Origin of the sequence: Thiomicrorhabdus sp. (genome assembly GCF_041583835.1) — a bacterium.
Taxonomy (GTDB): domain Bacteria; phylum Pseudomonadota; class Gammaproteobacteria; order Thiomicrospirales; family Thiomicrospiraceae; genus Thiomicrorhabdus.
The window spans coordinates 1-24,613 of the sequence record NZ_JBFHFC010000020.1; the positions used below are offsets into that span (position 1 = coordinate 1).

Below are 24,613 nucleotides of genomic sequence, written 5' to 3' on the forward strand. Positions count from 1 at the left end.
ATTGATCGTGATTGACGTAATGATTCGCTGTAACCGCTTAAAAAATATCTAAGTGGGTAGCTTGGATCTGCTTTTCGAATCACGGCATTCAAAGTTCCCTGAAACGGGGGTGTTTAGGCATTTCAGGTTTATAGTTAATTGAAATGTAAGCACTTTTTATGTATGCATGGTTGCTGGTTTGAACTGTGCGAGTCGTGGTTAATCTGACTTTAGTGTTAAAAAAGGGTATAATAACCATTCTACGCGTAGCGATTTAAATGCTTGAACTTGTTGCGTTTTATTTTTAACGCAATCCAAGGTTTAATTTATGGCATTACCGCGTGTTCGCTACCAGACAATCGAATTCGATGAATTTGATATCCATCTCCGAAGTTTAAAAGACAAACAACAATTCCATGATCCATTTGGCGAAGCCGAACGCTTGGGTATCTCATCAGCGCAATGGTCGTTGTTTGGTGTGCTTTGGCAGTCCAGCCGCGTTCTTGCTGAAAAAATGCAGGATTTCAATATCGAGGGAAAACGCATTTTGGAAATCGGGTGCGGTTTAGGTCTTTCCAGTCTGTTGTTGAATGCGCGCCATGCGGATATTACGGCCACCGATTATCATCCGGAAGCGGGAAAGTTCTTGGCTGAAAATGTTCGTCTTAATCAGGGGGACGTGATTCCTTTTTTAAGAACCGACTGGAAAGACGAACACTCGGGGATCGGGCATTTCGATTTGATTATCGGTTCGGATCTGCTTTATGAAAGTAATCATATTGAATTGTTGTCGCAATTCATCGAGCGTCACGCCAACCCCGGTGCAGAGGTGATCCTAGTTGATCCCGGCCGTGGTAATCATGCTAAATTCAGCAAGGAAATGGTCAAGATGGATTTTGATCATAACCAGTACAAACCCGAACTGGAAATCGAAGAAGGGGAAGCGCCCTTTAAAGGGGTTGTTTTATGCTACAAGCGCGAAGACGAGTCAGTCGACTGAAGCGCGGGCAGTTCGCTGCGCGCCCAAAACCCCGGATACAAAAAAAGCCTCTTACGAGGCTTTTTTATTGGGTAAGTTTTGTGGGTGGGGCCGGGTTTAGTCGTCCAGATCGCCACACTTAAGGTTACCCGGAACCGAAATGTCCAGACGTTTCGGATTCGGCAGGTTCAGGTTGTCCATGATCGTGCTGAAATCTTCATAGGATTTGCCCGATCCCACGCGCGTATTGAACTGTTTTTCTTCACCGATGGTGGATTGAGTCAAACCTTTGTAGTCGTGTGCAGGGAAGACCATAGTATCTTCCGGCAGTTTGAATAGCTTCTCTGTCAACGAGTGATACATCTGCTCGTTGCTGCCCAGTTGGAAGTCGGTACGACCGCAATCACGGACAAATAACGTGTCTCCGGTGAAGGCCGCACCGTCGATCAGGTAAGTGATGTCATTGTTGGTGTGACCCGGTGTGTGCATAACGCGGATTTCCTGTTCACCTAATTTGAATACATCGCCTTCATCGGCCAAAATGTCCGCACATTCCGAACCGGAGTTTTTGTGAACGACGATTTTTCCGTTAGTGCGTTTGCGGATCGGTCCGGCACCGGTGATGTGGTCGGCGTGAATGTGAGTTTCCAGCAGGTATTTAACTTTAAGTCCTAACTCGTCGATGTGTTGCATGTCGCGATCCACTTGTTCCAGTACCGAATCGATAACCGCGGCTTCCTTGGTGGCTTCATCCCACAGCAAGTAAGTGTATGTCCAGGTGTCGTAATCGAATAGCTGGCGGATTTTCATATGCAAAGACCTTTCGCGTAGTTTGTTATAATAGGTTTGTCTTATATCAGTTATAGATAAAATTTATATCAATATAAGTGTTTTCTAATTAAAGACCATTATGCAGATTTGAGTTGCCCCGTCAATATGAACTTCCCTATAAATAAGAATCAGTTAACTTCACTAATTGAACAATGTTTGATCAAAGATCGACACCGTTTGAGACGTGAATTGCAGTCTATAAATCTTGACGAAGTTAGTGGGTTATTACTCGAAAATTCGGCATCTGAGAGTGAAAAGTCACAAAAAGAAGAGAACTCGAAAAGTCAGAAGGCTTGGTTAAAGTGGTCTGAGAAGCTACAAATTTCGATGGAAATGGCACAAAAAAACCGTCTTGCCGTACCTAAGCAGATTTATTTTGATCCGGCGTTACCGGTTGCGTCCAAAAAAGACGATCTAATCGAGCTGGTTAAAAACAATCAGGTCGTGGTGATTGCGGGGGAAACCGGTTCCGGTAAGACCACTCAGATTCCGAAAATCTGTCTGGAAGCGGGGCAAGGCGTGTTCGGGCGCATAGGCTGTACTCAGCCGCGTCGTATTGCCGCCAGAAGTGTGGCTGAACGTATCGCCGAAGAGCTGGGTTCGACTATTGGCGAGCTGGTCGGTTATCAGGTTCGATTTCAGGATCAGGTTCATCAACAGAGCCTAATCAAAGTGATGACCGACGGAATTCTGCTGGCGGAAATCCAGAATGACCGTTTTCTAAGCCAATACGACACCATCATCATCGACGAGGCGCACGAGCGCAGCATCAACATCGACTTCCTGTTGGGGATTCTGAAGCAGCTGCTACCGAAACGTCCCGATCTGAAAGTCATTATTACCTCAGCCACCATCGACACTCAGCGTTTTGCCGAACACTTCGCCATGAACGGCGTCAAACCGCCTGTGGTGGAAGTGTCCGGCCGTACCTATCCGGTAGAGGTGCGTTACAACCCATTGGTCAGTTATGAAGATGACGCAGGTAACGAGATCGAACAGGATATGCCGACGGCTATTCTGGATGCGTTGGAGGAGTTGTCGCATGAAGACCCGTTTGGCGATGTGTTGGTGTTTCAGGTTGGGGAACGCGACATTAAAGAGACCGCCGAGGCGATCCGCAAGCGTAATCTAAAGAATACCGAAGTGGTGCCTCTGTATGCGCGTCTGTCAATGGCCGAGCAGAACAAGGTATTCCAGCTTTCACAGAAGCGCCGCATCATTCTCAGTACCAACGTGGCCGAAACCTCCTTGACCGTTCCGGGTATCAAATATGTAATCGATCCCGGTCAGGTTCGTATGAGCCGTTACAGCGTGCGCAACAAGGTTCAACGCCTTCCGGTGGAGAAGATTTCCCAGGCCTCGGCCAACCAGCGTAAAGGGCGTTGCGGACGTGTCAGCGAAGGGATCTGTATCCGTCTCTATTCGGAAGACGATTTCAAGGCACGTCCGGAGTTCACTGACCCGGAAATCCACCGTACTTCGTTGGCGTCGATCATCCTGACCATGGCGCAGTTGAAACTCGGTGAGGTCAAGCACTTCCCGTTCATCGAAGCGCCGAGCGACAAATCGGTAAACGACGGTTTCCGTCAGTTGCACGAACTTGGCGCTTTGGACGACAAACGCCGTTTGACCGAAGAAGGTCGCCAGATCGCCAAGCTTCCGGTTGATCCGAGTATCGCCAAGATGGTGATACAGGCGGACAAGAACGGCGTTTTGGGTGAAGTGCTGGTGATTGCCGCGGCCCTGAGTATTCAAGACCCGCGTGACATCAACGAAGCCAATATGCAGGCGGCGCGAACCGCGCACAAACCGTTTGAGGACGAACGTTCGGATTTTCTGTTTTTCCTCAACCTGTGGCATTTCTACGAGCATCAACGCCGTCATCTGACACAGAACAAACTGCGCAAGCTGTGCAAGACCAATTTCCTGTCTTATATGCGCATGAAAGAGTGGCACGAACTTTACGTTCAGTTGGAGCAAAGTCTGAAGCGTACCGGCATCAAGGTGTCGCCGTTGCATCTGTTCGAAGAGGTCAAACAGGGTAAGGAAGTCAAAGAGCGTTTGAGCGATATGCACAGTATTGCGGTTCATCAGTCGTTACTGGCAGGCCTGCTCGGAAATGTGTCGATGCGAGAAGACGACAAATCTTATCTGGGCGCACGCAATACCAAATTGTATATCCATCCGAGTTCTAGCCTGTTCAAGCAAAAGCCGAAGTGGATGCTGTCCGGCGAACTGGTCGAGACCAGTAAGCTGTATGCGCGCAACAACGCGACGATTGATATTCGCTGGGTTGAACCGCTTGCCAAGCACCTGATCAAACACAGCTACAACGACCCGCACTGGCAGAAGAAGTCGGGGCAGGTCGGTGCTTATGAATCGGTAACTTTGTACGGTCTGCCGATCGTCAATAACCGCCGTTGTAACTACGGGCCGATCAATCCTAAGGAATCGCACAAGATTTTCATCCGTCATGCTCTGGTTCAGGGCGAGATGAATACCCGCGCTAAATTCTTCCGTCACAACCAGAAGCTGATCGGCGATATCGAGAAGCTGGAGAGCAAACTGCGTCGCCCGGACTATCTGGTGGACGACGAGGTGTTGTATCGTTTCTACGACGAGCGGATTCCGTCGCATATCTATAATCAGCCGGCGTTCGAGACCTGGTTGAAGAAAGTTGATCCGGAAACCGAGAAATCGCTTTATCTGACCGAAGCTCAATTGTTGAAGCAGTCGGTGGACGAGGATTTGAGCAAGGCGTTCCCTGACAAAATCCAGCTCAAGAACCAGTTGCCGCTTAAGGTCGATTACAAGTTTGAACCCGGCAAGGCGCAGGACGGTGTGGTGTTCAAGATTCCGTTGCACGGCTTGAATCTGTTGGAATCGAAACAGTTCGAATGGCTGACGCCCGGATTCTTGAAAGAAAAGATTGCTTTCTATATCAAATCGTTACCGAAACAACTTAGAAAACAGTTTGTTCCGGTTCCTCCGGTTGCCGATGCGGTGATCGATTGGATGGAACAGAATAACAGCCGGGAAAAGGGACGCTTTGAATCGCAGTTGGTCTTGGGGCTGAACCGCCGCGCCAACCAGAAAGTCAGTGAAGCCGATTTCGGCGAAGTGGATTTGCCGTCTTATCTGAAACCGTATTTCATCCTGCTGGACGAGAAGGGCCACAAGATTGCAGAGAGCGACGAGCTCGACAGTCTGAAAGCGAAATACCAGCATCTGGTGGACGAGAAAATCCAACAGCAGAGCCGTGAACAGACAAGCGGTTTCGAGAAGCGTCGCGTGACCGATTGGGATTTTGGCGACTTGCCGGATCAGCAGTCACTTAAAGCCAACGGCAACCAGTTGGTGGCCTATCCGTGTCTGGAATTGCAGAAAGGGAGCGAACTGTTCCTGACGTTGATGTCCGATCCGGAACAGGCGGACGAAAGTCACAGTCATGCGGTGGTCTACTTGCTCAAGCAGATCTTGAACGACAAGGTCAAATACTTGAAGAAGCAGTTGCCATTGCAAAAGGCCTGTTTGATTTACGCCCCATACGGCACCTGCGAGCATTTGAAAGAGCAGATCATCGACCGGGCGTTGAACCAACTGTTGCCGGAGCCGCAGAAGATTAGAACCCAACAGAGCTTCGAGGAGGCTTCGGCTTTGCTGAAATCGGAATGGGTGGCCGAAGCACAGAAGCTTTCCAAACTCGTGAACGAGATTCTGACCGCGCATCAAAAGATCGCCAAACAGGTGAACGGCAAGGTCAATCCACGCTGGCTGGCGTCGATCAGCGACATCAAAACCCAGTTGTCCGGTTTGATTACTCCCGATTTTGTGGCCGATACGCCGCCGCAGTGGTTGGCGCAGCTACCGCGTTATCTAACCGCGTTGGAGAAGCGGCTTGAAAAGATTGATCAGGATCCGAGCAAGGATCAGGTGGCGATCCGTCAGATCCAACCGTTGTTGGACCGTTATGCGGAGTTTGCAGACAACGAAGCCTATCATAACCATCCGGGCTTGATTGAGGTCCGTTGGTTGATCGAAGAGCTGCGGATATCGATGTTCGCCCAGCCGCTTAAAACCCTGAAGCCGGTTTCGATTCAGCGCCTTGAAAAGCAGTTGAAAGCTTTGTAGCGTTATAAAAATGTGATCTAAGACTTTGTCACCCATGAACAATCTACCCATTTCACCACTTCTGTCCGAAATCGTCTCCACCGTGGCGTCGTCGTCCAACGTGGTGTTGCAGGCCGATCCCGGTGCCGGGAAATCGACCGCCGTTCCGTTGGCGGTTTTGCTGTCGGACTGGTTCCAGTCCGAACAGAATGCCGACAAGAAAATCATCATGCTTGAACCGCGTCGTCTGGCTGTGCGTTCGATCGCCCGTTATTTAGCCAAGCAGTTGGGCGAAAAAGTCGGTGAGCGTGTCGGTTATCAAGTGCGTAACGAAAAAGTGGTTTCCGAAAAGACCCGATTGGAAATCGTCACCGAAGGAATTCTGACCCGTCGCCTTCAATCCGATCCGGAACTTGGTGACGTCGCTCTGGTCATCTTCGACGAGTTTCATGAACGTTCGATCCACGCCGATCTAGCATTGACTTTATGTCTGGACAGTCAGTCCGCCTTGAATGAAGAACTGAAAATGCTGGTGATGTCGGCCACCATCGACACCGAAGCGGTCAGCAAATTTCTGGACGGTGCGCCGGTCATCCGTTCCGAAGGGCGGGCGTATCCGGTGGCGACGCATTACCTGCCGCAAACCTTACCAAGCAATGCGAAATTCAAATGGGATGTACTGCCTCTATTGAAGGGTTCGGTGATGCAGGCGCTTCAACAGTCCGAAAAAGATATGCTGGTGTTTCTGGCAGGCCAGGGGGAAATCAAACAAACCCAGCAGGCCTTGCAAGAATCTCTAAACGAAAACGAATTTTCGGTTCTGCCGTTGTACGGCGGCTTGAAACCCGAACAGCAGGATCAGGCGATTCAACCCGATCCGCAAGGGCGTCGTAAAATCGTACTCACCACCAATATAGCCGAAACCAGTTTGACCATCGAAGGCATCGACTGCGTGGTCGATTCCGGATTCGCCCGCAAGTTGTTCTATGACGTCAACAGCGGCATGAGCCGTTTGCAGATACAGCGTATTTCGGCGGCTTCGGCCGAACAGCGAAAAGGCCGTGCCGGCCGTCTTTATGCCGGTGTTTGTTACCGTCTTTGGAGCGAATCCCAGCAAGCTCAACTGTCACCTTTCGAAGTCGAAGAGATATTGGTCACGGACCTGTCCGACTTGTGCCTGGAGCTGGCTCAATGGGGCGTGCAAGATGTTAAGTCGTTGCGTTGGCTGACGGAACCGCCTGCGGCACACTTCCAGCAGGCGCAACAGTTGTTGGCACAGTTGGATCTGTTGAACGATAAAGGCCAAATCACTCGTCTGGGTGAACAGGCAATGACGTTTGCCTGTTCACCGCGATTGGCGAAACTTTTGTTGGCTGACAAGAAGACGCAATCCGAACAGATAACACGTTTGGCGTGCGATGTCGCCGCATTGCTTTCGGAGCGGGACGTATTGCAAGACCGGGATTCCGGAGCCGACCTGACCATCCGAGTTTTGGCGTTGCAGGCTTACAGACAGGATCGTAACCGCGCCAAACGCGACTATCCGATACTGATATCCGCCATGGAGCAGGCCTTGTTGAACAGCCGTAACTGGCAAAGACAGTTGGGCTTGAATGGCAAGACAGAAGAATACGATTCGGCGTTCCTGCAAAACGAAGTTGGAAAATTGGTGGCGCAAGCGTTTCCGGATCGCGTGGCGTTGCAGCGTAAGGGCGGGCATCGTTATCTGCTCGCTAACGGACGAGGCGCTACTCTGGAAGAGTCCGATCCGTTGAGTCGCGAATCGTGTTTGGCGGTCGCCAATATCGACGGTCAGGCACGTGAAGGGCGGGTGTTTCTGGCGGCACCACTTGATAAGAATGAGATTGAAACGCTGTTCGCAGGGCACATCGACGAGGGAGCGGTGTACCAGTATGACGAAGCACGTAATGAGGTCATCGGTTCCGTGCAGCGTCGTTATCAGGCGTTGGTGCTGGCGGAAGAGCGGTTACAGGAAAAAGACGAAGCGGCTCTTCAGCAATGTTTGTTGGAAACGGTTAAAGCCAAAAAGCTTTCACTTTTGCCGTGGAACGAAACCAACCAGGCCTGGTTGAACCGTGTGCGTTGGCTGGCTTCACAGGACGGAGCGAGTGAGAAAGGGTTGCCGGATTTCTCGGATGTATGGTTGCTCGACAACCTTGAGGAATGGTTGGGACCTTATCTGGCGGGTGTGGGCAGTGTCAAGGCGTTGAAGAAGATCGATCTGCTACCGATTCTGCAAGCGCAGTTGCCTTATGAAATGCAGCAGGCGTTGGAACAGGAGGCACCAAAATATTATGTCGCACCTTCGGGCAAGAAGGTGGCGGTTCGTTATGCAGTCGGCCAGAATCCGACGGTGTCGGTGCAGTTGCAGGAACTCTTCGGTGAATTGGCGTCGCCGAGACTGGCTTGGGGTTCTGTACCACTGACGTTTGAATTGTTGTCTCCGGCTAGAAGACCGATTCAAGTGACTTCCGATTTGGAGAATTTCTGGAAAAGTTCCTATTTCGAGGTCGCCAAGGAGATGCGCGGCCGGTACCCGAAACATCGTTGGCCGGAAGAGCCTTTGCTGGAAAAAGCGGGGCGTTCAATCAAACCGAGAAACTAAAAACCCGGCAGGTTAGCCGGGTTTTCTGGTTAAACCCGCCCGGCTATTCGGAAGCCGGCGGTTGTTGGATAGGGCGTTCCCGGTAAGGGTAGTTCTTCAATGGAATGTCGCCTCTCTTATGAGGTGAAACGATCACTTTCTTGGGATCTATCCAGTCTTCCCATTTGAAGTTTTTGATGACTTTGGCCTGGTAGCTGTCTTCTAGAGGATGGCTCAATACGTCGTTGACGTGAGCCCACTGGTAATACCGCAACTGGTCGACCTGATAAGGGTCGGGTTTACCGCCGGCTTTTTTGACCGATTTTTTCAGATCGATCACCTTTTGCATGTCTATTTTAGGCTTCCAATTAATTTTTCCCGGCAGCACGACGGGTTCGTCCGGAATGTTATTGATGCCTTCCTTCCAGGTAGCCAGAACTGCCATATCGGTATCTTCCCGATAGAGCAGGATGGCATGACCGTAATCCTTGTTCTTGAAATACCCCAGATTGCCGTATTGAAGTCGCGCACCGGTCAAAAACGCCACCGCATCTGACCAGCAGGGCGAAGTGCCGCTGATTCCCCAGAGTACGCTACGGTCGATGATACCGTCGGGAAACAGGATTCCGAACGCGACCTTAGCGGCTGCTGCGGCATGGGAAGTGCCTTCGCAGTCGTGACCGTGCCATTTGACCATGTCTTTGATCGTGACGGCGTAGGTATAAGAATTATATCGGCCGCGAGTTCCCCGAGTGGCCAGCATTTCAAATACCGGAGCGTAGGGTTGTGCGACCATCGGGGCGTACCAGGTCGGTGTGCGGTCTGGCTGGGTGACGCCGGTTTCAATGAAGATCGATTCGCCTTGGATGTAGGTCGGTTCTCCTGCATTCGCGTTTTGAAAGCCGAGAGGTAAAAATAGAATAAAAGTAAAAGCCAAAAACAATGGGGTGAACTTTTTCATGATAAGCCTCCTGGGCTCAAGTCAATTCCATTAATCAAGTGGTTGCTTAGTTGAAACGGGGAAGAGAATAAGCATTTTGTTCAGTTACCAATCCCATGCTAGTTCAGTGGAATTTTGGTGTCAATTTTCTAGAGATGAAGTTTTTTATGGGTCGCATTATTTAATTCAAAAATTCTATTTTTCTATTTTGAATTAAATATGCCGTGCTTAATTTTTTGTTTCACCTGTTTAGTTTGTTGTTTTTGTAGTGTTTATTAATTTTTTTCTTCATGTGACTTTTTCAATTTTGTAATGCCTCGATAAATTTTAAAGATATACACAGGTAAAGAATGTGGTAATATTGCGTACGTTTATACTAAATAGTCGTAGTGTTTGATGTTTGATCTGTTAAGAATTTTTATTATTTTGTCAGTTTTATTCGGAGTAAGCGCCGAAGCATCCGGTGTGGCTATCGATATTTCAAAGCCGCAATATAAAATTGGTAAATCAATCGATTGCCTGGAAGACGCCGATAACGAATGGAATTTAGATGAGGTGTCTAGATTGCCTAAGGAATTTTTTAGGCCTATAGGTAGCGACGTTTTTGAACACAGCTTTACCTCGTCTACTTTTTATTTTCGTTTTGAGGTGGTCAATAAAGAGCTGACGGAAGTCAATCGGCTTTTGGTATTTGGCGTGCCTTGGCTGGATAAGATCAAGGTGCGAATTGAATCGCCCTCTAAAAAAGTGGATGACTATTTAACCGGCGACGAGTTCCCTTTTGATATGCGCGAAATTGAATATCGCTATCCGAACGTTGAACACCGGTTTGAACATGGTGTATCAACCGTTTATGTCGAGGTTAAAACCCGTGATCCTTTTATTGTGCCGGTTTCGATTATGGATCGCGAAACTTTATTTAATGAGCAGATTTTTGACTTAGCTTTTACCGCATTCATTTACGGTATGGTATTGGTCATGGCACTTTATCATTTAGTCCTGTTTATTAGTATTAGATTTCGCTATTACGGATACTATGTACTGTATTTGCTCACGTTTTTATTGATGAACGCATCTTATAACGGTTATACGTTTCATCTTTTTACGGGGAATTACCCGGAAACTCAGAATTGGTTGGTTTCTTCAACGATATATCTTTTCTCGATAGCCGGTCTGCTATTTTATAAAGCGTTTCTGAATCTTAAAAAGACGATACCGTGGGCGCATCACGGTATTAATATTCTGCTTATTTTGTTTATAGCGATTGCCATTATTTCGGCCTTTTTCGGCTACCGTTATCATATGTTTATTGCGATTATGCTGACAATGGTCTTTGGAACTTACGGATTTATTATCTCTTTGTTGTCCTATCTGAAAGGGAATTATTTTGCCCGTTTTTTTATGTTTGGAAAGGTATGGGCATTGATTGGCGGGATTATCACCGTACTGTCGGTTATGGCGGTTATTCCTTATACGGATCTTGGTCTGCGTGCGCTTGAGTTCGGTATGGTCCTGGATTCGACGCTTTTGGCATTTGCGATGATCGACCGGGTTAAAGAAAATGAAAGAGAGCGCGAAGCAGCGGAAATATTGGCGAGAACCGATTTGTTGACGGGTTTGGCGAACCGTCGTGCTTATGAGGAAATTGGACTTGAATTGGTCGAGACAATGAAACGCCAGCCTAATGCGGCTATGACCGCTATGATGATCGATATCGATTTTTTCAAAAAAGTAAACGATACTTATGGTCATAGTGCAGGAGATATCGTTTTGAAACGAGTGGCTAGAGCGCTTCAAAATTCGCTCAAGGAGAGCGATTATATTTTTCGTCTTGGGGGCGAAGAGTTTCTTGTTTTGTTGCCTAAAACCGCAAAAAAACAAGCGGAATTACTCGCCGAACGCATTCGGACTACAGTGGAAGAAATGCAGATTGAACTTGAGGATAGTTTGATACAAGTCAGTATCAGTATTGGTGTTTGTGAATATCATCCAGATCACGATACCATTAGCCAGACCGAGAAAATTGCTGATAAGGCGCTGTATGTCGCCAAGCAATTGGGCAGAAACCGAGTGATTGTCGCTCCGTAAATCTTTTTCAATATATTCCCACAATCAAGTTACGGTAGAAAGCAGATGGTAGAATTAATCACTGTCTGCTTAAAATCGATGCCTCGTTTTTAAGAAGAAAACGAAATGCTTGTAAAAATTAGATCGGGATTCAATGTAATGTTACAGAAGAGAAGTGGGTTGGCGTTAGTACTTGCCTGGTTGATGGGATTGATCGGTTTTGTGTTTGGTTTGGTTTTTGATCCGATTTGGTTTGCTCGGTTCGGTAGTGTGGTCGTGTTGTTTGCAGTCATGAGCGAATATGCGCTGCTGCATGGAGAGTTGAATATCCTGTATCAGAGACTTGAAAAGGTTCAGGCCGAGGATGATATGCCGGATTTGACGCCTTCCAAATGGCACCGCAAAAAAGTATGGCTTTCACATCTTACGGTTGTGTTGGGAACCTTGATATGGGGCTTCGGTGATCTGTTGCTATAGGGTGCAGAGATTTTGATATAGGCGCAACCATATGAAATAAAACTGGATTTTGAGTGGCAGAATCGATTAATATATTCGCTTAAACAAATATTATAACGAAGAGATCATGATTTCTTCTCAAACGGCCTCTTGTGGTGAAGGGTTTGACGATGTTTGAAATGTTCGGAAATTGGCTTGCCTATCAAGTAATAGGATTGGACTCTGCCTCTCAATTGGGGCAGGCGGTGCAGTTCTTTATTATGGACGTGTTTAAGATTTTTGTGCTGCTGGTGGCGATCATTTATGTGATGGGGTTGTTGCGCGCCATGGTGTCGCCTGAAAAGGTGCGCGACATCGTCAAAGGTAAGCCGAAGTGGATGTCAAAAAGTTTGGCGATTGCATTGGGTGGGGTGACGCCGTTCTGTTCCTGTTCATCGGTTCCTTTATTTATCGGTTTTGTGGAGGCGGGTATTCCGCTGAGTACGACGTTTGCCTTTTTAATTGCCAGCCCGATGATTAACGAAGTCGCCGTGGTCATTCTGGCGAGCATTCTCGGTTGGGAAGTTGCGTTGATGTATGTATTGGCCGGAGTGATTGTGGCATTTGTCGGTTCATGGATAATGGATTGGTTCAAACTTGAGCGTTATGTGGAGTCCTATGTCTGGAATATTCAAAGTCGTAATGCCGTAGATAATGGACAGGCCGTTACGAAAATGACGTTGGTACAGCGGCATCAATTTGCGTTTTCGGAAGTGAAAGTGATCGTTAAACGCATTTGGAAATGGGTGTTGCTTGGGATTGCGGTCGGTGCCTGGTTTCATGGTTATGTACCGGAGGAATGGATTGTTGCGACTTTATCGTCGGCGGAGAGTTGGTGGACGGTACCGGCTGCCGTCGTGATCGGGGTTCCTTTGTATTCAAACGCCACCGGGGTCATTCCGGTGATCGAGGCGATGTTGAACAAAGGTGTACCGATTGGAACCAGTTTGGCTTTGATGATGAGTATCGCCGCTTTATCTTTACCGGAATTATTGATCCTTCGTAAAGTGATTCGTTGGCCGGCACTGGCTATTTTTGTGGGTATTTTGGCCGTGGCGTTTACGCTGGTCGGTTGGTTGTTTAATTTTTATTTAGCTTGATCGTTTAAATTGGAGTAGAAAATGAAAGGTAATGTAATGATGCGTTTGATTGCGCTGATGATCTTGGTACCAATGGCATTGGCGCATTTTACCGGGCAGGTGGATCTGACCCAACCGAGTTGGTTGTGGTTAACTTTATTGGCGGGAGCAAATGCGTTGCAGTCGACGTTTACCGGCTGGTGTCCTCCTGCTAAATTCTTTGGAAATTCATCGTCAACAGGATCGTGTTGTACGCCTAAGAGTGATTGTTGCGCTGACGAAAAGCAGAGTTCCTGCTGTTCTACAGAAACCAAAAACAGCTGTTGTGAATGGGAAAGTAAAAGCAAGGAGAGTTGCTGTTCGGATAAAAGTGACGAGAGCTGTTGTAACGGCGAAAGTAAAAAAGAGGCTTGTTGTTCTTCTGAGGCGGAGAATAGCGGTTCTTCATGCTGCAGTGGAGATAACGCCACGGGTATTTCAGGAAGCGGTTGTTGCGGTTCGGATAAGACCAACGTGGATTCGTCATCTTTAACGTCTATCGTTGTGAAAGTGTTGGGCAGCGGGTGTGCAAACTGTGATGCCACCGCTAAGTTGATCACGCAAGTAGCTGACGAGTTGGGAATTGATATTGAAGTAGTGAAGGTTGAAGACTTTGCGGAAATTGCCGCTTATGGGGTAATGTCGACGCCTGCGGTGGTGATTGGCGAGCAAGTCGTGCATTTTGGTTCGGTTCCGAGTAAAGAAGCCATTGTGAAGTGGTTTCAGTAAGACTGGAATGGACTTTTTGACGGGATACGACGTTTCCTGTTGATTAAGAAACCGATAAACGAATGTATTAACGAGCGTATTAACGAACGGATTCATTCGTTATCTGCATTAATGAATGCAGTGACATAAGAATTATTCGTTTCATATTATGAATGTTTTCTGCATAATGTTTTAAAGTTAGTGTTTTATACTTAGTCTTAAACTTAGCTTGTTAAACGTGCTTACATAAAGAAACAGAGAAGGAAAAAGAACATGAAACAATTAAATTCGTTATTCACGCGTTCGTCATATCCGGCAATCAAACCTGTTTGTTTGGCTCTGGGGTTGGTTTCCGCGTTGGCGTTGGCGGGATGCTCAAGTGATGAAGATACCAATTATTCATCCGAAAGCAGCGAAGGCGTGAGCGCTCCAACTCCGAGTCAGCCAAACGCTGCGGACGTCAAGCAACCGGCTCCGGCTGCAATGCCTGAACCGGAAGCGGTTCCGGAACCTGCGGCTCCGGTAGTCGATCAGGTTGAAGAAAAAGTTGAGGAAGTGAAGCAGGAAGCACAGGCAGCGGCTACCGAAGCGGTCAGTGCAGCGAAAAGCGGTTCAAGCATCTACGGAACTTGTGTCGGCTGCCACGGTCCTAATGGTGAAGGCGGAGTCGGACCTAAGTTGGCGGGTCAAAGCCAAGCGGATATTGCGGCAAAACTGGCTAGATATAAAGCCGGTGAGCAAGTCGGTGCGATGACTGCGATGATGGCGCCAATGGCCTCCGGTCTAAGCGACGCTGATATTCAAGCGGTTGCAGAGTATATCTCGACGCTGTAAATTGAGTGTTTGACACTGAACCGTTGTTGATAAGACGGTGAAGGTGTTACGGATGTAAAAAAAAGGGAGTCGGTTTGTTAGCCGACTCCCTTTTTTATTGTTTATTTTTATTGTTTGTTTATTCGGTTTTACCGATATGACTTGTCAGCGGATCTAGCGTTAGCGAATTTTTTAATGGTTATTTTTTATTGTATTTCCCCCAGTTTTGACTGGCTTGGAGGTAGAGTTCTTCAACCTTTTCGCGTGCCCATGGGGTTTTGCGTAAAAACGTCAGGCTGGATTTGATGCTGGGGTTGTTTTGAAAACAACGAACCGGAATGCGCTCGGCCAGTTCTTCCCAACCGTAATGTTCGTATAGTTGAGTGACAATCTCTTTTAGGGTGATACCGTGCAGCGGATTGTTAGGCTGAGGTCTCGTCTCGGCATTATTTTCGTTTTTGGCATTTTCTGTCATATGTTTATTCTGGTCGTCTATTTTTGGCTTCAATCCATTGTGCCATATATTGCGTGCTTTTATGTTGGTGATGACGAAGCATTGCACCGATAAAGTTTTGTCTGCGTCGGCTTTGCAGGTTTGTCGTTAAGTGTTCGATTTCGGTGATTAAATCTTCTCCCAGTTGCTGATTGCAATATTGCTTTTCGCCGACGGCATCGCCTTTTGCTTGAGATTCATGCCACAGGACTTGGTTTTGATAGAGTTCGATTGCCGCTTGAATGATTTCGTTTTCGTTGTTTCCAATACGGCCGGGCCACTCTTGTTGTCCGGAATTGTTCGGCAACATCGCTTCAAAACCGATCGGAGTGGTCACACTTGGCGTGCCGCACAGCATCGCTTCGGCCAGTTTTCCTTTGATTCCGGCTCCGAATCTGAGGGGGGCGAGACATACTTTGGCTTGGCTGATGACTTCTAAAGCGTCATCGGCCCAACCTTTGACGATGAATCCTTGTTGGAGGTTGTGTAAGTCGGTTACCTTTTTGGCCGGGTAAGCTCCGTAAACATGCAGTTCCGCTTGCGGCAGGGCTTGACGGATTTTCGGCCAGATGGTGGTTTTCAGCCAGAGTACGGCATCCCAATTGGGAGCGTGGCGGAAATTACCAATGAAAACGAAATGGTCGCGCTGTGTATAATCCGGGCATTTTGGGAATTGGCTTTTCGAATACAAAAACGGCAGTGTGTATAACAGCGAAGACGAAACTTGAAATGCCTGTTGCAGCAGTCGGGTTTCGAATTCGGAAATCATCAGGGTCAGATCGCTACGGAAAATAGAAGCGACTTCGCGCTGCGCCAGATCACTGTCCGCCATGAGTTCAAATAAGGTCTCCGGCTGGTTGTTCCATAAAGGATCAAGATTTTGATCGTGGTTTTTGGTTAACGATTTCAATAATTGTTGGCGGGCGTCTCGAAGGCTGTGAAGGTCTTCGGTATTCAGGATTCTCAGTGCATCGGGGCAATGTTTTTCGACACGCCAGCCGAATTGTTCTTCCATCATGAAACGGTCGAAAATGACCGCATCCGGTCGGTATTCCAAAATAAAATCGTCAAAACAGCTGCTGTTAAGTTCGATTGGCTGTTCGGCAATGTCCAAAGCGCTTAAGTCTTGGCGGTGATCGCCCAGTGCTGCCGGGCTGGAAAAGGTGATCTGCCAGTCGTGCATTTGAAACAATTGAATCAATTGCATCATTCGAGTGCCGGCGGCTGAAGATTTAGGTTCAGGCCAGACATAGCCGATAATCAATAATTTCTTTTTCATCAGTTTTGGGTGTGGGGATTTTGCATAGTATAGCGTTTTTGGTTTTAGGTCGGCGTGTTAAACTGTGCCGTAATTTGTTGAACCGGCGAGAGCCTTTTAAAACGGGTAGAAAACGATGGCTGTTATGGTTACGGACGAAAAGCATAATAAAATCATGAAACGCCGCAAAGCCTACATGGATAGCCGAATATCGGCATCCAATCAGGATTGCGGCGTATTGGTGGTCAATACCGGCGACGGCAAGGGTAAGAGCAGCTCGGCATTCGGCATGGTGGCCCGTGCTTTAGGTCATGGCATGAAAGTCGCGGTTATCCAGTTTATTAAAGGGGCGATGACGACCGGAGAAGAGCAGTTTTTCAAGCGTTTTCCCGACGAGGTGGTGTTTAAGGCCATGGGGGAAGGCTTTACCTGGGATACTCAGGATCGCAGTCGGGATATCGAGATATGCGGAATCGCCTGGGAGGAAGCTCGCAAGTATTTGCAGGACGAAACTTTTGAACTGGTGGTGTTGGATGAATTGAATATCGCTCTCAGTTACGGTTATTTGCATTGGGACGATATCGAAGAGGATGTCTTGAATCGACCGGCTCGTCAGCATGTGGTGATCACCGGAAGGGGGGCGCCGGCCGAATTGATTGAGGTGGCGGATACCGTCACTGAAATGAAGTTGGTCAAACATGCTTTTGAAAAGGGAATCAAAGCCCAGAACGGCATAGAGATGTGATGCCGCCTTGCAGCCTGTAGAAGGGGTGTAGGCTTGATATTTTAGATTTTGACCATATTTAACAGTAAACATAAAACAATCAAAATCAACAATCCGTGAGGATGGGAGAAAAATATGCAGATTAAGTTGATCGGTTTGGTTTTAAGCGGATTGGTTTTGGCTCAAACGGCGACGGTCGCTCAAGCCGGTGTTTGGGAAAATATCAAGGCAGATGCGGCTGAGGCGTGGCAGTCGACTAAAGAAACGGCATCCAGCATGGCGGGTGATATCTCCGAAAGCAGCAAAGAAGGTTATGAGAACGCTAAAAAACTGGGCGATAAGGAAACTTACAGCAATGCATGGGCGGATATTAAGAATTCAGTAAAGAACCCGTCAAGTGAGACCGTCGACGAAGCCGGTATTCCGGAAAAATAAGCTTAAAAGCAGGAAAACAGATGAAATTAATGACCACCATCAAAATCGCCGGACTGGTTGCTGCCGTATCTGCATTGACACTGGGAACCACCGGTTGCGAAAGAGTGACCAACAGCGCCAAGAATATTCAATCGGATTGGATCGGCCTGAACCGTACCGTCGAAGTGTATAGCTGTATGAGCGGCAAGCTGCTAAAAGTTTATAAGGGTGATATTCGTTTGAACCCGGAAGATAATTACGGTGCATCTTTGTTGGTGAACGGTAAAAAGTTACATACTAATATGTGTTATATTATTGCCGAAAAAGGCATTAAGGAAGAACCTTTGCCAACGACTTTGCCGTCAGCCGGAATGCAATGATCTTGGTTGGTTTTGCGGCCTTTAACGAAAACACCCTAATAAAACGGTAGATTGTCTTGATGATGAAACCATTTTTTAAAATGACGGGTCTGGTTGCCGCTGCTGCAACCGTTTTGACTTTGTCGGCCTGTTCTACGGTAAAAACCCAAGAGATTGATAAAGAGACTTATTACCTTACCGAGTTTTACCACGAGCCTTTTACTACCTTCGAAAGTTGGTCGTTAAGACGTAAAGCCAAAGAGTTTTGTCCGATCGGATATAAATACCTTTTGCGTAAAGCGGGTAAATCTTCCGAGTTTGCCAAGCAGCATTTTGAATGTTTCGGCGGTAAGGATTGCGAATATGCGTTGGAGTGGCGTATTCAATGCACGGATCAGCCGGAAGAGAAGTTTTCGTTCTTCGGTAAAAGCTGATTCTTGATTGTATTTGCATCAATGCCGCAGTTATTTATCGGTGATGCTTACTTAAAATTTATCGCAAAACTTGGAACGTAAATGCATTGCGTTTTGAATCCGACAGGCCCGGTAGGAACCATTTCTACCGGGCCTGTCGGCTATTAACGGATCGTATTTTGATCTCCTTTTTCTAATTGCGGAATTTTTGCCGTCAAACCTTAGCGAAACCCCTTCAGAAATGTTAAAGTTCGGCTTTAATTATTAATTCAAAAAAGGTGTTTGGTTTGGTTCGACACTACATTTGGTTGTTCCTATTAAGCGGCTTTGCAGTTTGGCAAGCTTTTAATATTCAATCCTGGCCTTTGGGCTGGCAGTCGTTACTCTTTTACGCACCTTATGTCATCGCCGGTATCGGTGCCTTTATCAGCCTGTTTCTCAATCGTATGCAGGCGGTGCTGTTATTGGTCAGTTTAAGTATTACCGTTGTGGTTTTAAGTTATTGGGTTCCCACGGAACTGGCCGATCCATCTGTTCAAGTTATTTATCCCTTATTGTGTGTCTTGCTGCCGTTAAACCTGTTGCTTTGGGTGTTAGTGCCGGAGAAAGGGGTTAAACACAGCGTTTACAACCTGGTTTTATTCGGTTTATTTGCCCTACAGGCCGCAGGTGTTTATTGGGTGATGCAGACGATGCCGTTGGAATTCGTTACGCATCTATCAACGCCGGTCAGTACCGATCCGACTTTCCCGATAAAAATTCCGATGGTGGGGAGTGTTGTGATCTTGTTAATCGCGAATATTTTGGTGATTCGCGTGGCGATGATGCATAAGCCTAAAGTGCTGGATGTGGTTGTGCTGTTCGTTCTGGCGTTGATGGCGTACGGCTTGAATCAGCCGGGTGCATACGGGCAGTTGGAGTGGATGGCATCGATTTCCGCTTTGATGATTTTATTGTCGCTGGTGTTTGATGCGCATCAAATTGCCTATACCGATGAATTGACCGGGATGGCTGGGCGACGCGCCTTGTTTGAATCCTTTATGGGATTGACGCGTAAGTATACGGTGGTCATGATCGATATTGATCACTTTAAAAAATTCAACGATACCTATGGGCATGATGTTGGAGATTTGGTTTTGCGTACCGTCAGCCGTGTATTGAATAGCGTCGGTTCCGGCGGCAAAGCGTATCGTTTTGGGGGGGAAGAGTTTACCGTGTTGTTTATCGGTAAGACGCCGGAACAAGTGCGACCGGTAATGGATGCGTTACGTAAGCAGGTCGAAGAAACCGATTTGAGCTTTAAACACAACGGCAAGGAGACTTCGACCAAGGTCACTGTGAGCATGGGTGTGGCTCAGAAAACCAAAGAGATGAAAACGCCGGAGGAAGTCATTAAAGCAGCCGATCAGGCGCTTTATCAAGCCAAAGAGTTGGGGCGAAACCGTGTAGTGGTTTCAGGCGATCCGGGTGAGCAAGCGATAAAGAAAGGACAGAAAAGTGCAAGAATCCGCAAACGAAACATTAAATCAGCCTAACGAAGAAAATACGCCTCCTTTGGTGCAAGAAAACAGCGATGTCGAAATCAGTTTTCAACTTTCCATGTTAAACGGCGTGGTGGTTGAAGAGACCGAAGAGGGCGAGAGTTTTCGCTTTACGATTGGCGACGGAACTTTTTTGAACAAGTTGGACGAATTGCTGATCGGTTTGGAAATCGGTACCACAGGAACGTTTACATTGCCGCCGGAGCAAGCCTTCGGTCAAGCGAGTCCGGCTAATTTACAAACCATGTCGCGCGCCGACTTTCCTGCGGATATGCCATTGGAAGAGGGGCATGTGATTGGCTTCAATACCCCTACCGGAGAGGAGATTCCCGGAAAAGTGCATGAAGTGGACGGCGATAAAGTTGTTATTGATTTCAATCATCCGTTAGCCGGACAGACCGTGGTCTTCAAAGCCAAGATCCTGGCGATTCATTCATAAACTATTATCCGGCGTACCGATTGACGCCTCAGTCAGAGTCGTCGTCACTGTAAGAGGTGTCTGTGGCGTGCTTTTTGTGGAAATCGCGCATGTGGCCCTCACTACAGAATGTGTCCTTGCCGTCGTAATAGGCTTCGGATTGCGGTAGGTGAACCCCGCACTCAGCACACCGAACCATGGTTTGTGCTTCCAAATCGGATGTCTTTTTTTCAGAGGTGTTTTGTTCCGTTTCACGATTACGCTGACGGATTTGGATGATTCGGTTTAGTGTGAATTTCAGAATTAGGAATACCAAAATCACAAACAGTAGAAAAACAATGGCTCTCACAGGCGCTCTCAATCAAATGTTGGTGCAATCATTGTCTAAAAATCATACAATAAAAGCAATTTTTATCTTGCTATAAACCTTTGCAAAAACGGCGTGCGACGATCTCGCAATTTGGTAAAGGTTCATTACTAGTTATCGTTCAAAAAGCCTGTCCGTTGCGGTAAGGATGAGACGGGAAATCGGAGACGTTTTTTTACATGAATTTACATGAATATCAATCCAAGTCTTTATTTAAAGAGTATGGCATCGGAGTGCCGCAGGGTCAACTGATTACCCAGTTGAGTGAACTGGATTCGGCGTTGGATGCTTTGCAAGGCGAAGCTTGGGTCGTCAAAGCGCAAATTCATGCCGGTGCTCGTGGTAAAGCCGGTGGAGTACAATTGGTAAAAAGCCGTGATCAGGCGCATGAAGTGGCTTCGCAGTTGTTGGGCAGTTCATTGGCGACGATTCAGACGGCCGGTAAGAAGTTACCGATCAACAGCCTGTTGATTGAAGAAACGCTTTCGATTGAAGAAGAGTTGTATTTAAGTCTGGTTGTAGATCGTGTTACCCGTACCCATACTTTCATCATTTCAGCCGCGGGTGGAATGGACATTGAAGAGGTTGCCGAAAGTAACCCTGAAAAGATTTTAAGCGTCCATATCGATCCGACCGTCGGTGTCATGCCGTACCAGTGTCGCGAAGTCGGTTTTGCGTTAGGTTTGACCGGAACCGCTTTCAAACAGATTGGCCAGTTGATGCAACAGTTTTATAAGTTGGCCTTGGATAAGGATGTTTCCCAACTTGAGATCAACCCGTTGATTCGTACGGCTGACAATGAATTGATCGCTTTGGATGCTAAAGTGAATATCGATTCCAACGCGTTGTACCGTCAACCAGGCTTAGTGGAAATGCGTGATTTCTCTCAGGAAGACGAACGCGAAGCGAAAGCGTCCGAGTTCCAATTGAACTACATTGCTTTGGACGGCAACATCGGTTGTATGGTGAACGGTGCCGGTCTGGCGATGGCGACCATGGATTTGATTAAGCTAAACGGCGGTGAACCGGCCAACTTCCTGGATGTGGGCGGCGGAGCGACACCTGAACGTGTTGCGGAAGCCTTCAAGTTGATCCTGTCCTCTTCCGAAGTGAAGTCTATTTTGGTGAACATTTTCGGTGGTATTGTGCGTTGCGACTTGATTGCAGACGGTATTATCCAAGCGGTGCATGAAGTCGGCTTGACCATTCCGGTCGTTGTTCGTCTGGAAGGTACTAACGTTGAGTTGGGTAAAGAAAAATTGGCACAAAGTGATTTAAGTATTATTACCGCAGATGGATTGGCAGATGCTGCAAAGAAAGTGGTGGAAGCAGCAGGAGTATCGGCATAATGAGCATTTTAATTAATAAAGACACCAAAGTAATTTGTCAGGGATTCACCGGTAAGCAGGGGACATTCCATTCAGAACAGGCAATCGCCTACGGAACCAAAATGGTCGGCGGAGTGACGCCGGGTAAAGGCGGACAAACCCATCTTGGATTGCCGGTTTTCAATACGGTACGTGAAGCGGTTGAACAAACCGGTGCGGAAGCGTCTATGATTTACGTTCCTCCTGCGTTTGCAGCCGACTCGATTATCGAAGCGATTGCAGCGGGCATTAAAGTCATAACTTGTATCACCGAAGGGATTCCGGTAGCGGATATGTTGAAAGTGCGTGCGGTATTGGAAAAATCCGAAGCCTATCTGATCGGGCCTAACTGCCCTGGCTTGATTACTCCGGGCAATGACGGCAACGGTTGTAAAATCGGGATTATGCCGGGGCACATTCATTTGCCGGGTAAAATCGGCGTGGTTTCGCGTTCTGGAACGTTGACTTATGAAGCGGTGCATCAAACCACGCAAAACGGTTTGGGGCAGTCGACTTGTGTCGGTATTGGCGGTGACCCGATTCAAGGGATGAACTTCATCGATTGTTTGGCGCTTTTCCAGGAAGATCCGCAAACCGAAGGAATTATTATGGTCGGTGAAATCGGTGGTCAGGCCGAAGAAGATGCGGCCTTGTTTATCAAAGCACATGTGACCAAGCCGGTTGTTGCTTACATTGCCGGTGTGACCGCACCTCCGGGCAAACGCATGGGACATGCCGGTGCGATTGTCAGCGGCGGTAAAGGAACGGCTGAAGCCAAGTTTGCGGCGTTGGAATCGGCGGGCGTGACCGTTGTGCGTTCTCCGGCCGATTTGGGCGCGGCCATGTTGAAACAGCTAGCTTAAAACGTGACGGTTCTATTATTAACACCACGCTATTTAACTGAAATGGCTTGAGAAGAGGCAGGTATGACGCAAAATGTAACCGTCGTAATGGCGCAGATCAATCCAATTGTCGGTGATATTTCCGGGAATGTTGAGAAAATTGTCGAGTCGGCTCAGCAAGCCAAGCGCGAGTTGAATGCCGATATCGTTGTGTTCCCGGAAATGACCTTGACCGGTTATCCTCCCGAAGATCTACTGTTGCGTGAAGGTTTGTATCTTCAGGTTAACCAGGCCTTGTTGTCGCTTTGCGAACGTATACAGGATACGGTTTTGGTGGTGGGTTATCCAATGATGGATGATCTGGGTGAGCGTTTTAATATGGCGGCGTGGATCGAAGACGGTTCGATTCAGGCAAGTTATATCAAGCAGAACTTACCTAATTACAGCGTGTTTGACGAACAGCGCTACTTTTCCGCCGGTAAGCAGCCTTGCGTTGTTGAGTTTAAAGGCATCAAGTTCGGTGTATTGATCTGTGAAGATATTTGGAAAATTTCTCCGGCTACGCAGTCTGTGGATGCAGGTGCCGAGATTATTCTTAATCTCAATGCGTCTCCGTTTTCGGAAGAAAAACATCAGGATCGAATTGATGTCGTGACCCGTCGTGTCGATGAGGTTAAAAGACCGGTGATTTACGTCAACCAAGTCGGCGGTCAGGACGAGTTGGTGTTCGACGGCGGTTCCTTTGCTATGTCTGCGAAAGGCGAAGTGATGGTTCAGGCCGAAGAGTTTGAAGAATCTTTGACCGTGGTTGAAGTGGTGAAAGAGGAAGGTTCGGAAACGGCGGACTTATTGCCGGGTAAACAGGTTTCCTTGTATGAAAACGATGCGCGTGTCTATCAAGCTTTGATTCTAGGGGTGCAGGATTATGTACGTAAGAACGGCTTTCCGGGTGTACTGCTGGGATTGTCCGGAGGAATCGATTCGGCACTGACTTTGGCTCTAGCCGTAGACGCGTTGGGTGCGGACAAGGTCGAAGCGGTGATGATGCCGTTCCGTTATACCGCTGCAATCAGTATCGAAGATGCGCATAAGCAAGCGGATACCATGGGCGTGAAATATAGCGTTATGCCGATTGAACCTATGTACAACGCATTTGAAGCGACATTGGCGGAAGCGTTTGCGGGTTACGACGAAGATGTGACCGAGGAGAACCTTCAGGCAAGAATTCGCGGTACTTTATTGATGGCCTTGTCCAACAAGACCGGCAAGATGGTGCTGGCCACCAGTAATAAAAGTGAAGTAGCGGTCGGCTATTCCACTTTGTACGGTGATATGGTCGGCGGCTTCTCGCCGTTGAAGGATGTTCCTAAAACGGCTGTGTATCGTTTAGCATGCTACCGCAATAGTTTATCGGAAGTGATTCCGGAACGGGTGATAACCCGTGAACCGTCTGCCGAGTTGCGCCCCGATCAGAAAGATCAGGATTCGTTGCCGGATTATGAGGTTTTGGATGCGATTATCAAAGCCTACGTCAAGCAGGATAAAACGCCTCAGGAGATCGTTCAGCTTGGCTATGACGAAGCTGAAGTACGTCGTGTTATCCGTATGATTGACCGTAACGAGTATAAGCGTCGTCAGGCCGCTCCGGGCATTAAAATCACGCAGCGCGCATTCGGGCGCGACCGGCGCTATCCGATTACCAGTCGCTATTCGGAATAATGGCGTTGCCGCTTAATCTGAATATTCTGGTGCTTTTCAGATAAACGGATTGA

The 24,613-nt window shown here is 47.7% G+C and carries 22 protein-coding genes; 17 read left to right on the forward strand and 5 right to left on the reverse strand.

Going from position 1 to position 24,613, the window contains the following annotated elements:
• The first annotated feature begins 307 nt into the window (after positions 1–307).
• The gene (locus ABY044_RS09495) at positions 308–979 is read left to right on the forward strand and encodes a methyltransferase (protein ID WP_373020189.1); all 672 of its coding nucleotides are present in this window, start codon (positions 308–310) and stop codon (positions 977–979) included.
• A gap of 96 nt (positions 980–1,075) precedes the next feature.
• On the opposite strand, the gene ABY044_RS09500 is transcribed toward ABY044_RS09495, so the two are convergent.
• Entirely contained in the window at positions 1,076–1,768 is a 693-nt protein-coding gene (locus tag ABY044_RS09500; protein ID WP_373020191.1) for an MBL fold metallo-hydrolase, read from the reverse strand.
• 126 nt (positions 1,769–1,894) lie between these two features.
• Here ABY044_RS09500 and hrpA point away from each other — a divergent pair, with 126 nt between their 5' ends.
• Complete coding sequence (hrpA, locus tag ABY044_RS09505; RefSeq protein WP_373020192.1) at positions 1,895–5,920, forward strand: ATP-dependent RNA helicase HrpA; 4,026 nt, start codon at positions 1,895–1,897, stop codon at positions 5,918–5,920.
• Between the two features lie 34 nt (positions 5,921–5,954).
• Entirely contained in the window at positions 5,955–8,525 is a 2,571-nt protein-coding gene (gene hrpB, locus ABY044_RS09510) for an ATP-dependent helicase HrpB (protein ID WP_373020194.1), read from the forward strand.
• 43 nt (positions 8,526–8,568) lie between these two features.
• Here the strand turns inward: hrpB and ABY044_RS09515 are convergent, their stop codons facing one another.
• Positions 8,569–9,465, reverse strand: a complete 897-nt coding sequence (locus tag ABY044_RS09515; RefSeq protein WP_373020196.1) for an FmdE family protein — start codon at positions 9,463–9,465, stop codon at positions 8,569–8,571.
• 405 nt (positions 9,466–9,870) lie between these two features.
• Here ABY044_RS09515 and ABY044_RS09520 point away from each other — a divergent pair, with 405 nt between their 5' ends.
• The 5 genes from ABY044_RS09520 to ABY044_RS09540 all read left to right on the forward strand — a co-directional run bounded on the left by ABY044_RS09520 (position 9,871) and on the right by ABY044_RS09540 (position 14,666).
• On the forward strand, positions 9,871–11,532 hold the full coding sequence (locus ABY044_RS09520; protein ID WP_373020198.1) for a diguanylate cyclase: 1,662 nt from the start codon (positions 9,871–9,873) through the stop codon (positions 11,530–11,532).
• A gap of 138 nt (positions 11,533–11,670) precedes the next feature.
• Positions 11,671–11,988: a hypothetical protein gene (locus ABY044_RS09525; RefSeq protein ID WP_373020200.1), complete on the forward strand. Its 318-nt coding sequence runs from the start codon at positions 11,671–11,673 to the stop codon at positions 11,986–11,988.
• 149 nt (positions 11,989–12,137) lie between these two features.
• Complete coding sequence (locus tag ABY044_RS09530; protein ID WP_373020252.1) at positions 12,138–13,106, forward strand: permease; 969 nt, start codon at positions 12,138–12,140, stop codon at positions 13,104–13,106.
• 21 nt (positions 13,107–13,127) lie between these two features.
• Positions 13,128–13,853 carry an MTH895/ArsE family thioredoxin-like protein gene (locus ABY044_RS09535; RefSeq protein WP_373020201.1) on the forward strand — a complete coding sequence of 242 codons (726 nt, stop codon included), beginning with the start codon at positions 13,128–13,130 and terminating at the stop codon, positions 13,851–13,853.
• A gap of 252 nt (positions 13,854–14,105) precedes the next feature.
• On the forward strand, positions 14,106–14,666 hold the full coding sequence (locus ABY044_RS09540; RefSeq protein WP_373020202.1) for a cytochrome c: 561 nt from the start codon (positions 14,106–14,108) through the stop codon (positions 14,664–14,666).
• 178 nt (positions 14,667–14,844) lie between these two features.
• On the opposite strand, the gene ABY044_RS09545 is transcribed toward ABY044_RS09540, so the two are convergent.
• On the reverse strand, positions 14,845–15,120 hold the full coding sequence (locus ABY044_RS09545) for a VF530 family DNA-binding protein (RefSeq protein WP_373020203.1): 276 nt from the start codon (positions 15,118–15,120) through the stop codon (positions 14,845–14,847).
• A gap of 4 nt (positions 15,121–15,124) precedes the next feature.
• Positions 15,125–16,417: a glycosyltransferase gene (locus ABY044_RS09550; RefSeq protein WP_373020205.1), complete on the reverse strand. Its 1,293-nt coding sequence runs from the start codon at positions 16,415–16,417 to the stop codon at positions 15,125–15,127.
• Between the two features lie 115 nt (positions 16,418–16,532).
• Between ABY044_RS09550 and cobO the strand changes: the two genes are divergently transcribed.
• The 6 genes from cobO to ABY044_RS09580 all read left to right on the forward strand — a co-directional run bounded on the left by cobO (position 16,533) and on the right by ABY044_RS09580 (position 20,286).
• On the forward strand, positions 16,533–17,141 hold the full coding sequence (gene cobO / locus ABY044_RS09555; RefSeq protein WP_373020207.1) for a cob(I)yrinic acid a,c-diamide adenosyltransferase: 609 nt from the start codon (positions 16,533–16,535) through the stop codon (positions 17,139–17,141).
• 114 nt (positions 17,142–17,255) lie between these two features.
• On the forward strand, positions 17,256–17,555 hold the full coding sequence (locus ABY044_RS09560) for a hypothetical protein (protein ID WP_373020209.1): 300 nt from the start codon (positions 17,256–17,258) through the stop codon (positions 17,553–17,555).
• Positions 17,556–17,575: 20 nt separating this feature from the next.
• Positions 17,576–17,914, forward strand: coding sequence for a hypothetical protein (locus tag ABY044_RS09565; RefSeq protein WP_373020211.1), 339 nt, complete (start codon positions 17,576–17,578; stop codon positions 17,912–17,914).
• 59 nt (positions 17,915–17,973) lie between these two features.
• The gene (locus ABY044_RS09570; RefSeq protein WP_373020213.1) at positions 17,974–18,327 is read left to right on the forward strand and encodes a hypothetical protein; all 354 of its coding nucleotides are present in this window, start codon (positions 17,974–17,976) and stop codon (positions 18,325–18,327) included.
• A 266-nt stretch (positions 18,328–18,593) separates the two neighbouring features.
• Positions 18,594–19,841 (forward strand): GGDEF domain-containing protein, encoded by a 1,248-nt coding sequence (locus ABY044_RS09575; RefSeq protein WP_373020215.1) that lies wholly within the window; start codon positions 18,594–18,596, stop codon positions 19,839–19,841.
• Positions 19,804–20,286: a peptidylprolyl isomerase gene (locus ABY044_RS09580; protein ID WP_373020217.1), complete on the forward strand. Its 483-nt coding sequence runs from the start codon at positions 19,804–19,806 to the stop codon at positions 20,284–20,286. Before ABY044_RS09575 ends, ABY044_RS09580 begins: the two co-directional genes overlap by 38 nt.
• A gap of 28 nt (positions 20,287–20,314) precedes the next feature.
• Here the strand turns inward: ABY044_RS09580 and ABY044_RS09585 are convergent, their stop codons facing one another.
• A complete protein-coding gene (locus tag ABY044_RS09585; RefSeq protein WP_373020219.1) occupies positions 20,315–20,614 on the reverse strand; it encodes a PP0621 family protein in 300 nt (99 codons plus the stop codon).
• A 197-nt stretch (positions 20,615–20,811) separates the two neighbouring features.
• Between ABY044_RS09585 and sucC the strand changes: the two genes are divergently transcribed.
• From sucC to ABY044_RS09600, 3 genes are all read left to right on the forward strand, one after another.
• Positions 20,812–21,981 carry an ADP-forming succinate--CoA ligase subunit beta gene (gene sucC / locus ABY044_RS09590; RefSeq protein ID WP_373020221.1) on the forward strand — a complete coding sequence of 390 codons (1,170 nt, stop codon included), beginning with the start codon at positions 20,812–20,814 and terminating at the stop codon, positions 21,979–21,981.
• Complete coding sequence (sucD, locus tag ABY044_RS09595; protein ID WP_373020222.1) at positions 21,981–22,862, forward strand: succinate--CoA ligase subunit alpha; 882 nt, start codon at positions 21,981–21,983, stop codon at positions 22,860–22,862. Before sucC ends, sucD begins: the two co-directional genes overlap by 1 nt.
• A 63-nt stretch (positions 22,863–22,925) precedes the next feature.
• Positions 22,926–24,560: an NAD+ synthase gene (locus tag ABY044_RS09600; RefSeq protein WP_373020223.1), complete on the forward strand. Its 1,635-nt coding sequence runs from the start codon at positions 22,926–22,928 to the stop codon at positions 24,558–24,560.
• The last annotated feature ends 53 nt before the right edge of the window (positions 24,561–24,613 follow it).

Excerpts from the sequence above, each read along its gene's own strand:
- ABY044_RS09495 (WP_373020189.1), top strand. The coding sequence starts at position 308 with ATGGCATTACCGCGTGTTCGCTACCAGACAATCGAATTCGATGAATTT.
- sucC (WP_373020221.1), top strand. The coding sequence starts at position 20,812 with ATGAATTTACATGAATATCAATCCAAGTCTTTATTTAAAGAGTATGGC.
- hrpB (WP_373020194.1), top strand. The coding sequence starts at position 5,955 with ATGAACAATCTACCCATTTCACCACTTCTGTCCGAAATCGTCTCCACC.
- ABY044_RS09545 (WP_373020203.1), bottom strand. The coding sequence starts at position 15,120 with ATGACAGAAAATGCCAAAAACGAAAATAATGCCGAGACGAGACCTCAG.
- ABY044_RS09565 (WP_373020211.1), top strand. The coding sequence starts at position 17,576 with ATGAAATTAATGACCACCATCAAAATCGCCGGACTGGTTGCTGCCGTA.
- ABY044_RS09600 (WP_373020223.1), top strand. The coding sequence starts at position 22,926 with ATGACGCAAAATGTAACCGTCGTAATGGCGCAGATCAATCCAATTGTC.
- sucD (WP_373020222.1), top strand. The coding sequence starts at position 21,981 with ATGAGCATTTTAATTAATAAAGACACCAAAGTAATTTGTCAGGGATTC.
- ABY044_RS09530 (WP_373020252.1), top strand. The coding sequence starts at position 12,138 with ATGTTTGAAATGTTCGGAAATTGGCTTGCCTATCAAGTAATAGGATTG.
- ABY044_RS09550 (WP_373020205.1), bottom strand. The coding sequence starts at position 16,417 with ATGAAAAAGAAATTATTGATTATCGGCTATGTCTGGCCTGAACCTAAA.
- cobO (WP_373020207.1), top strand. The coding sequence starts at position 16,533 with ATGGCTGTTATGGTTACGGACGAAAAGCATAATAAAATCATGAAACGC.
- ABY044_RS09560 (WP_373020209.1), top strand. The coding sequence starts at position 17,256 with ATGCAGATTAAGTTGATCGGTTTGGTTTTAAGCGGATTGGTTTTGGCT.
- ABY044_RS09500 (WP_373020191.1), bottom strand. The coding sequence starts at position 1,768 with ATGAAAATCCGCCAGCTATTCGATTACGACACCTGGACATACACTTAC.
- hrpA (WP_373020192.1), top strand. The coding sequence starts at position 1,895 with ATGAACTTCCCTATAAATAAGAATCAGTTAACTTCACTAATTGAACAA.
- ABY044_RS09540 (WP_373020202.1), top strand. The coding sequence starts at position 14,106 with ATGAAACAATTAAATTCGTTATTCACGCGTTCGTCATATCCGGCAATC.
- ABY044_RS09570 (WP_373020213.1), top strand. The coding sequence starts at position 17,974 with ATGATGAAACCATTTTTTAAAATGACGGGTCTGGTTGCCGCTGCTGCA.
- ABY044_RS09515 (WP_373020196.1), bottom strand. The coding sequence starts at position 9,465 with ATGAAAAAGTTCACCCCATTGTTTTTGGCTTTTACTTTTATTCTATTT.
- ABY044_RS09535 (WP_373020201.1), top strand. The coding sequence starts at position 13,128 with ATGAAAGGTAATGTAATGATGCGTTTGATTGCGCTGATGATCTTGGTA.
- ABY044_RS09525 (WP_373020200.1), top strand. The coding sequence starts at position 11,671 with ATGTTACAGAAGAGAAGTGGGTTGGCGTTAGTACTTGCCTGGTTGATG.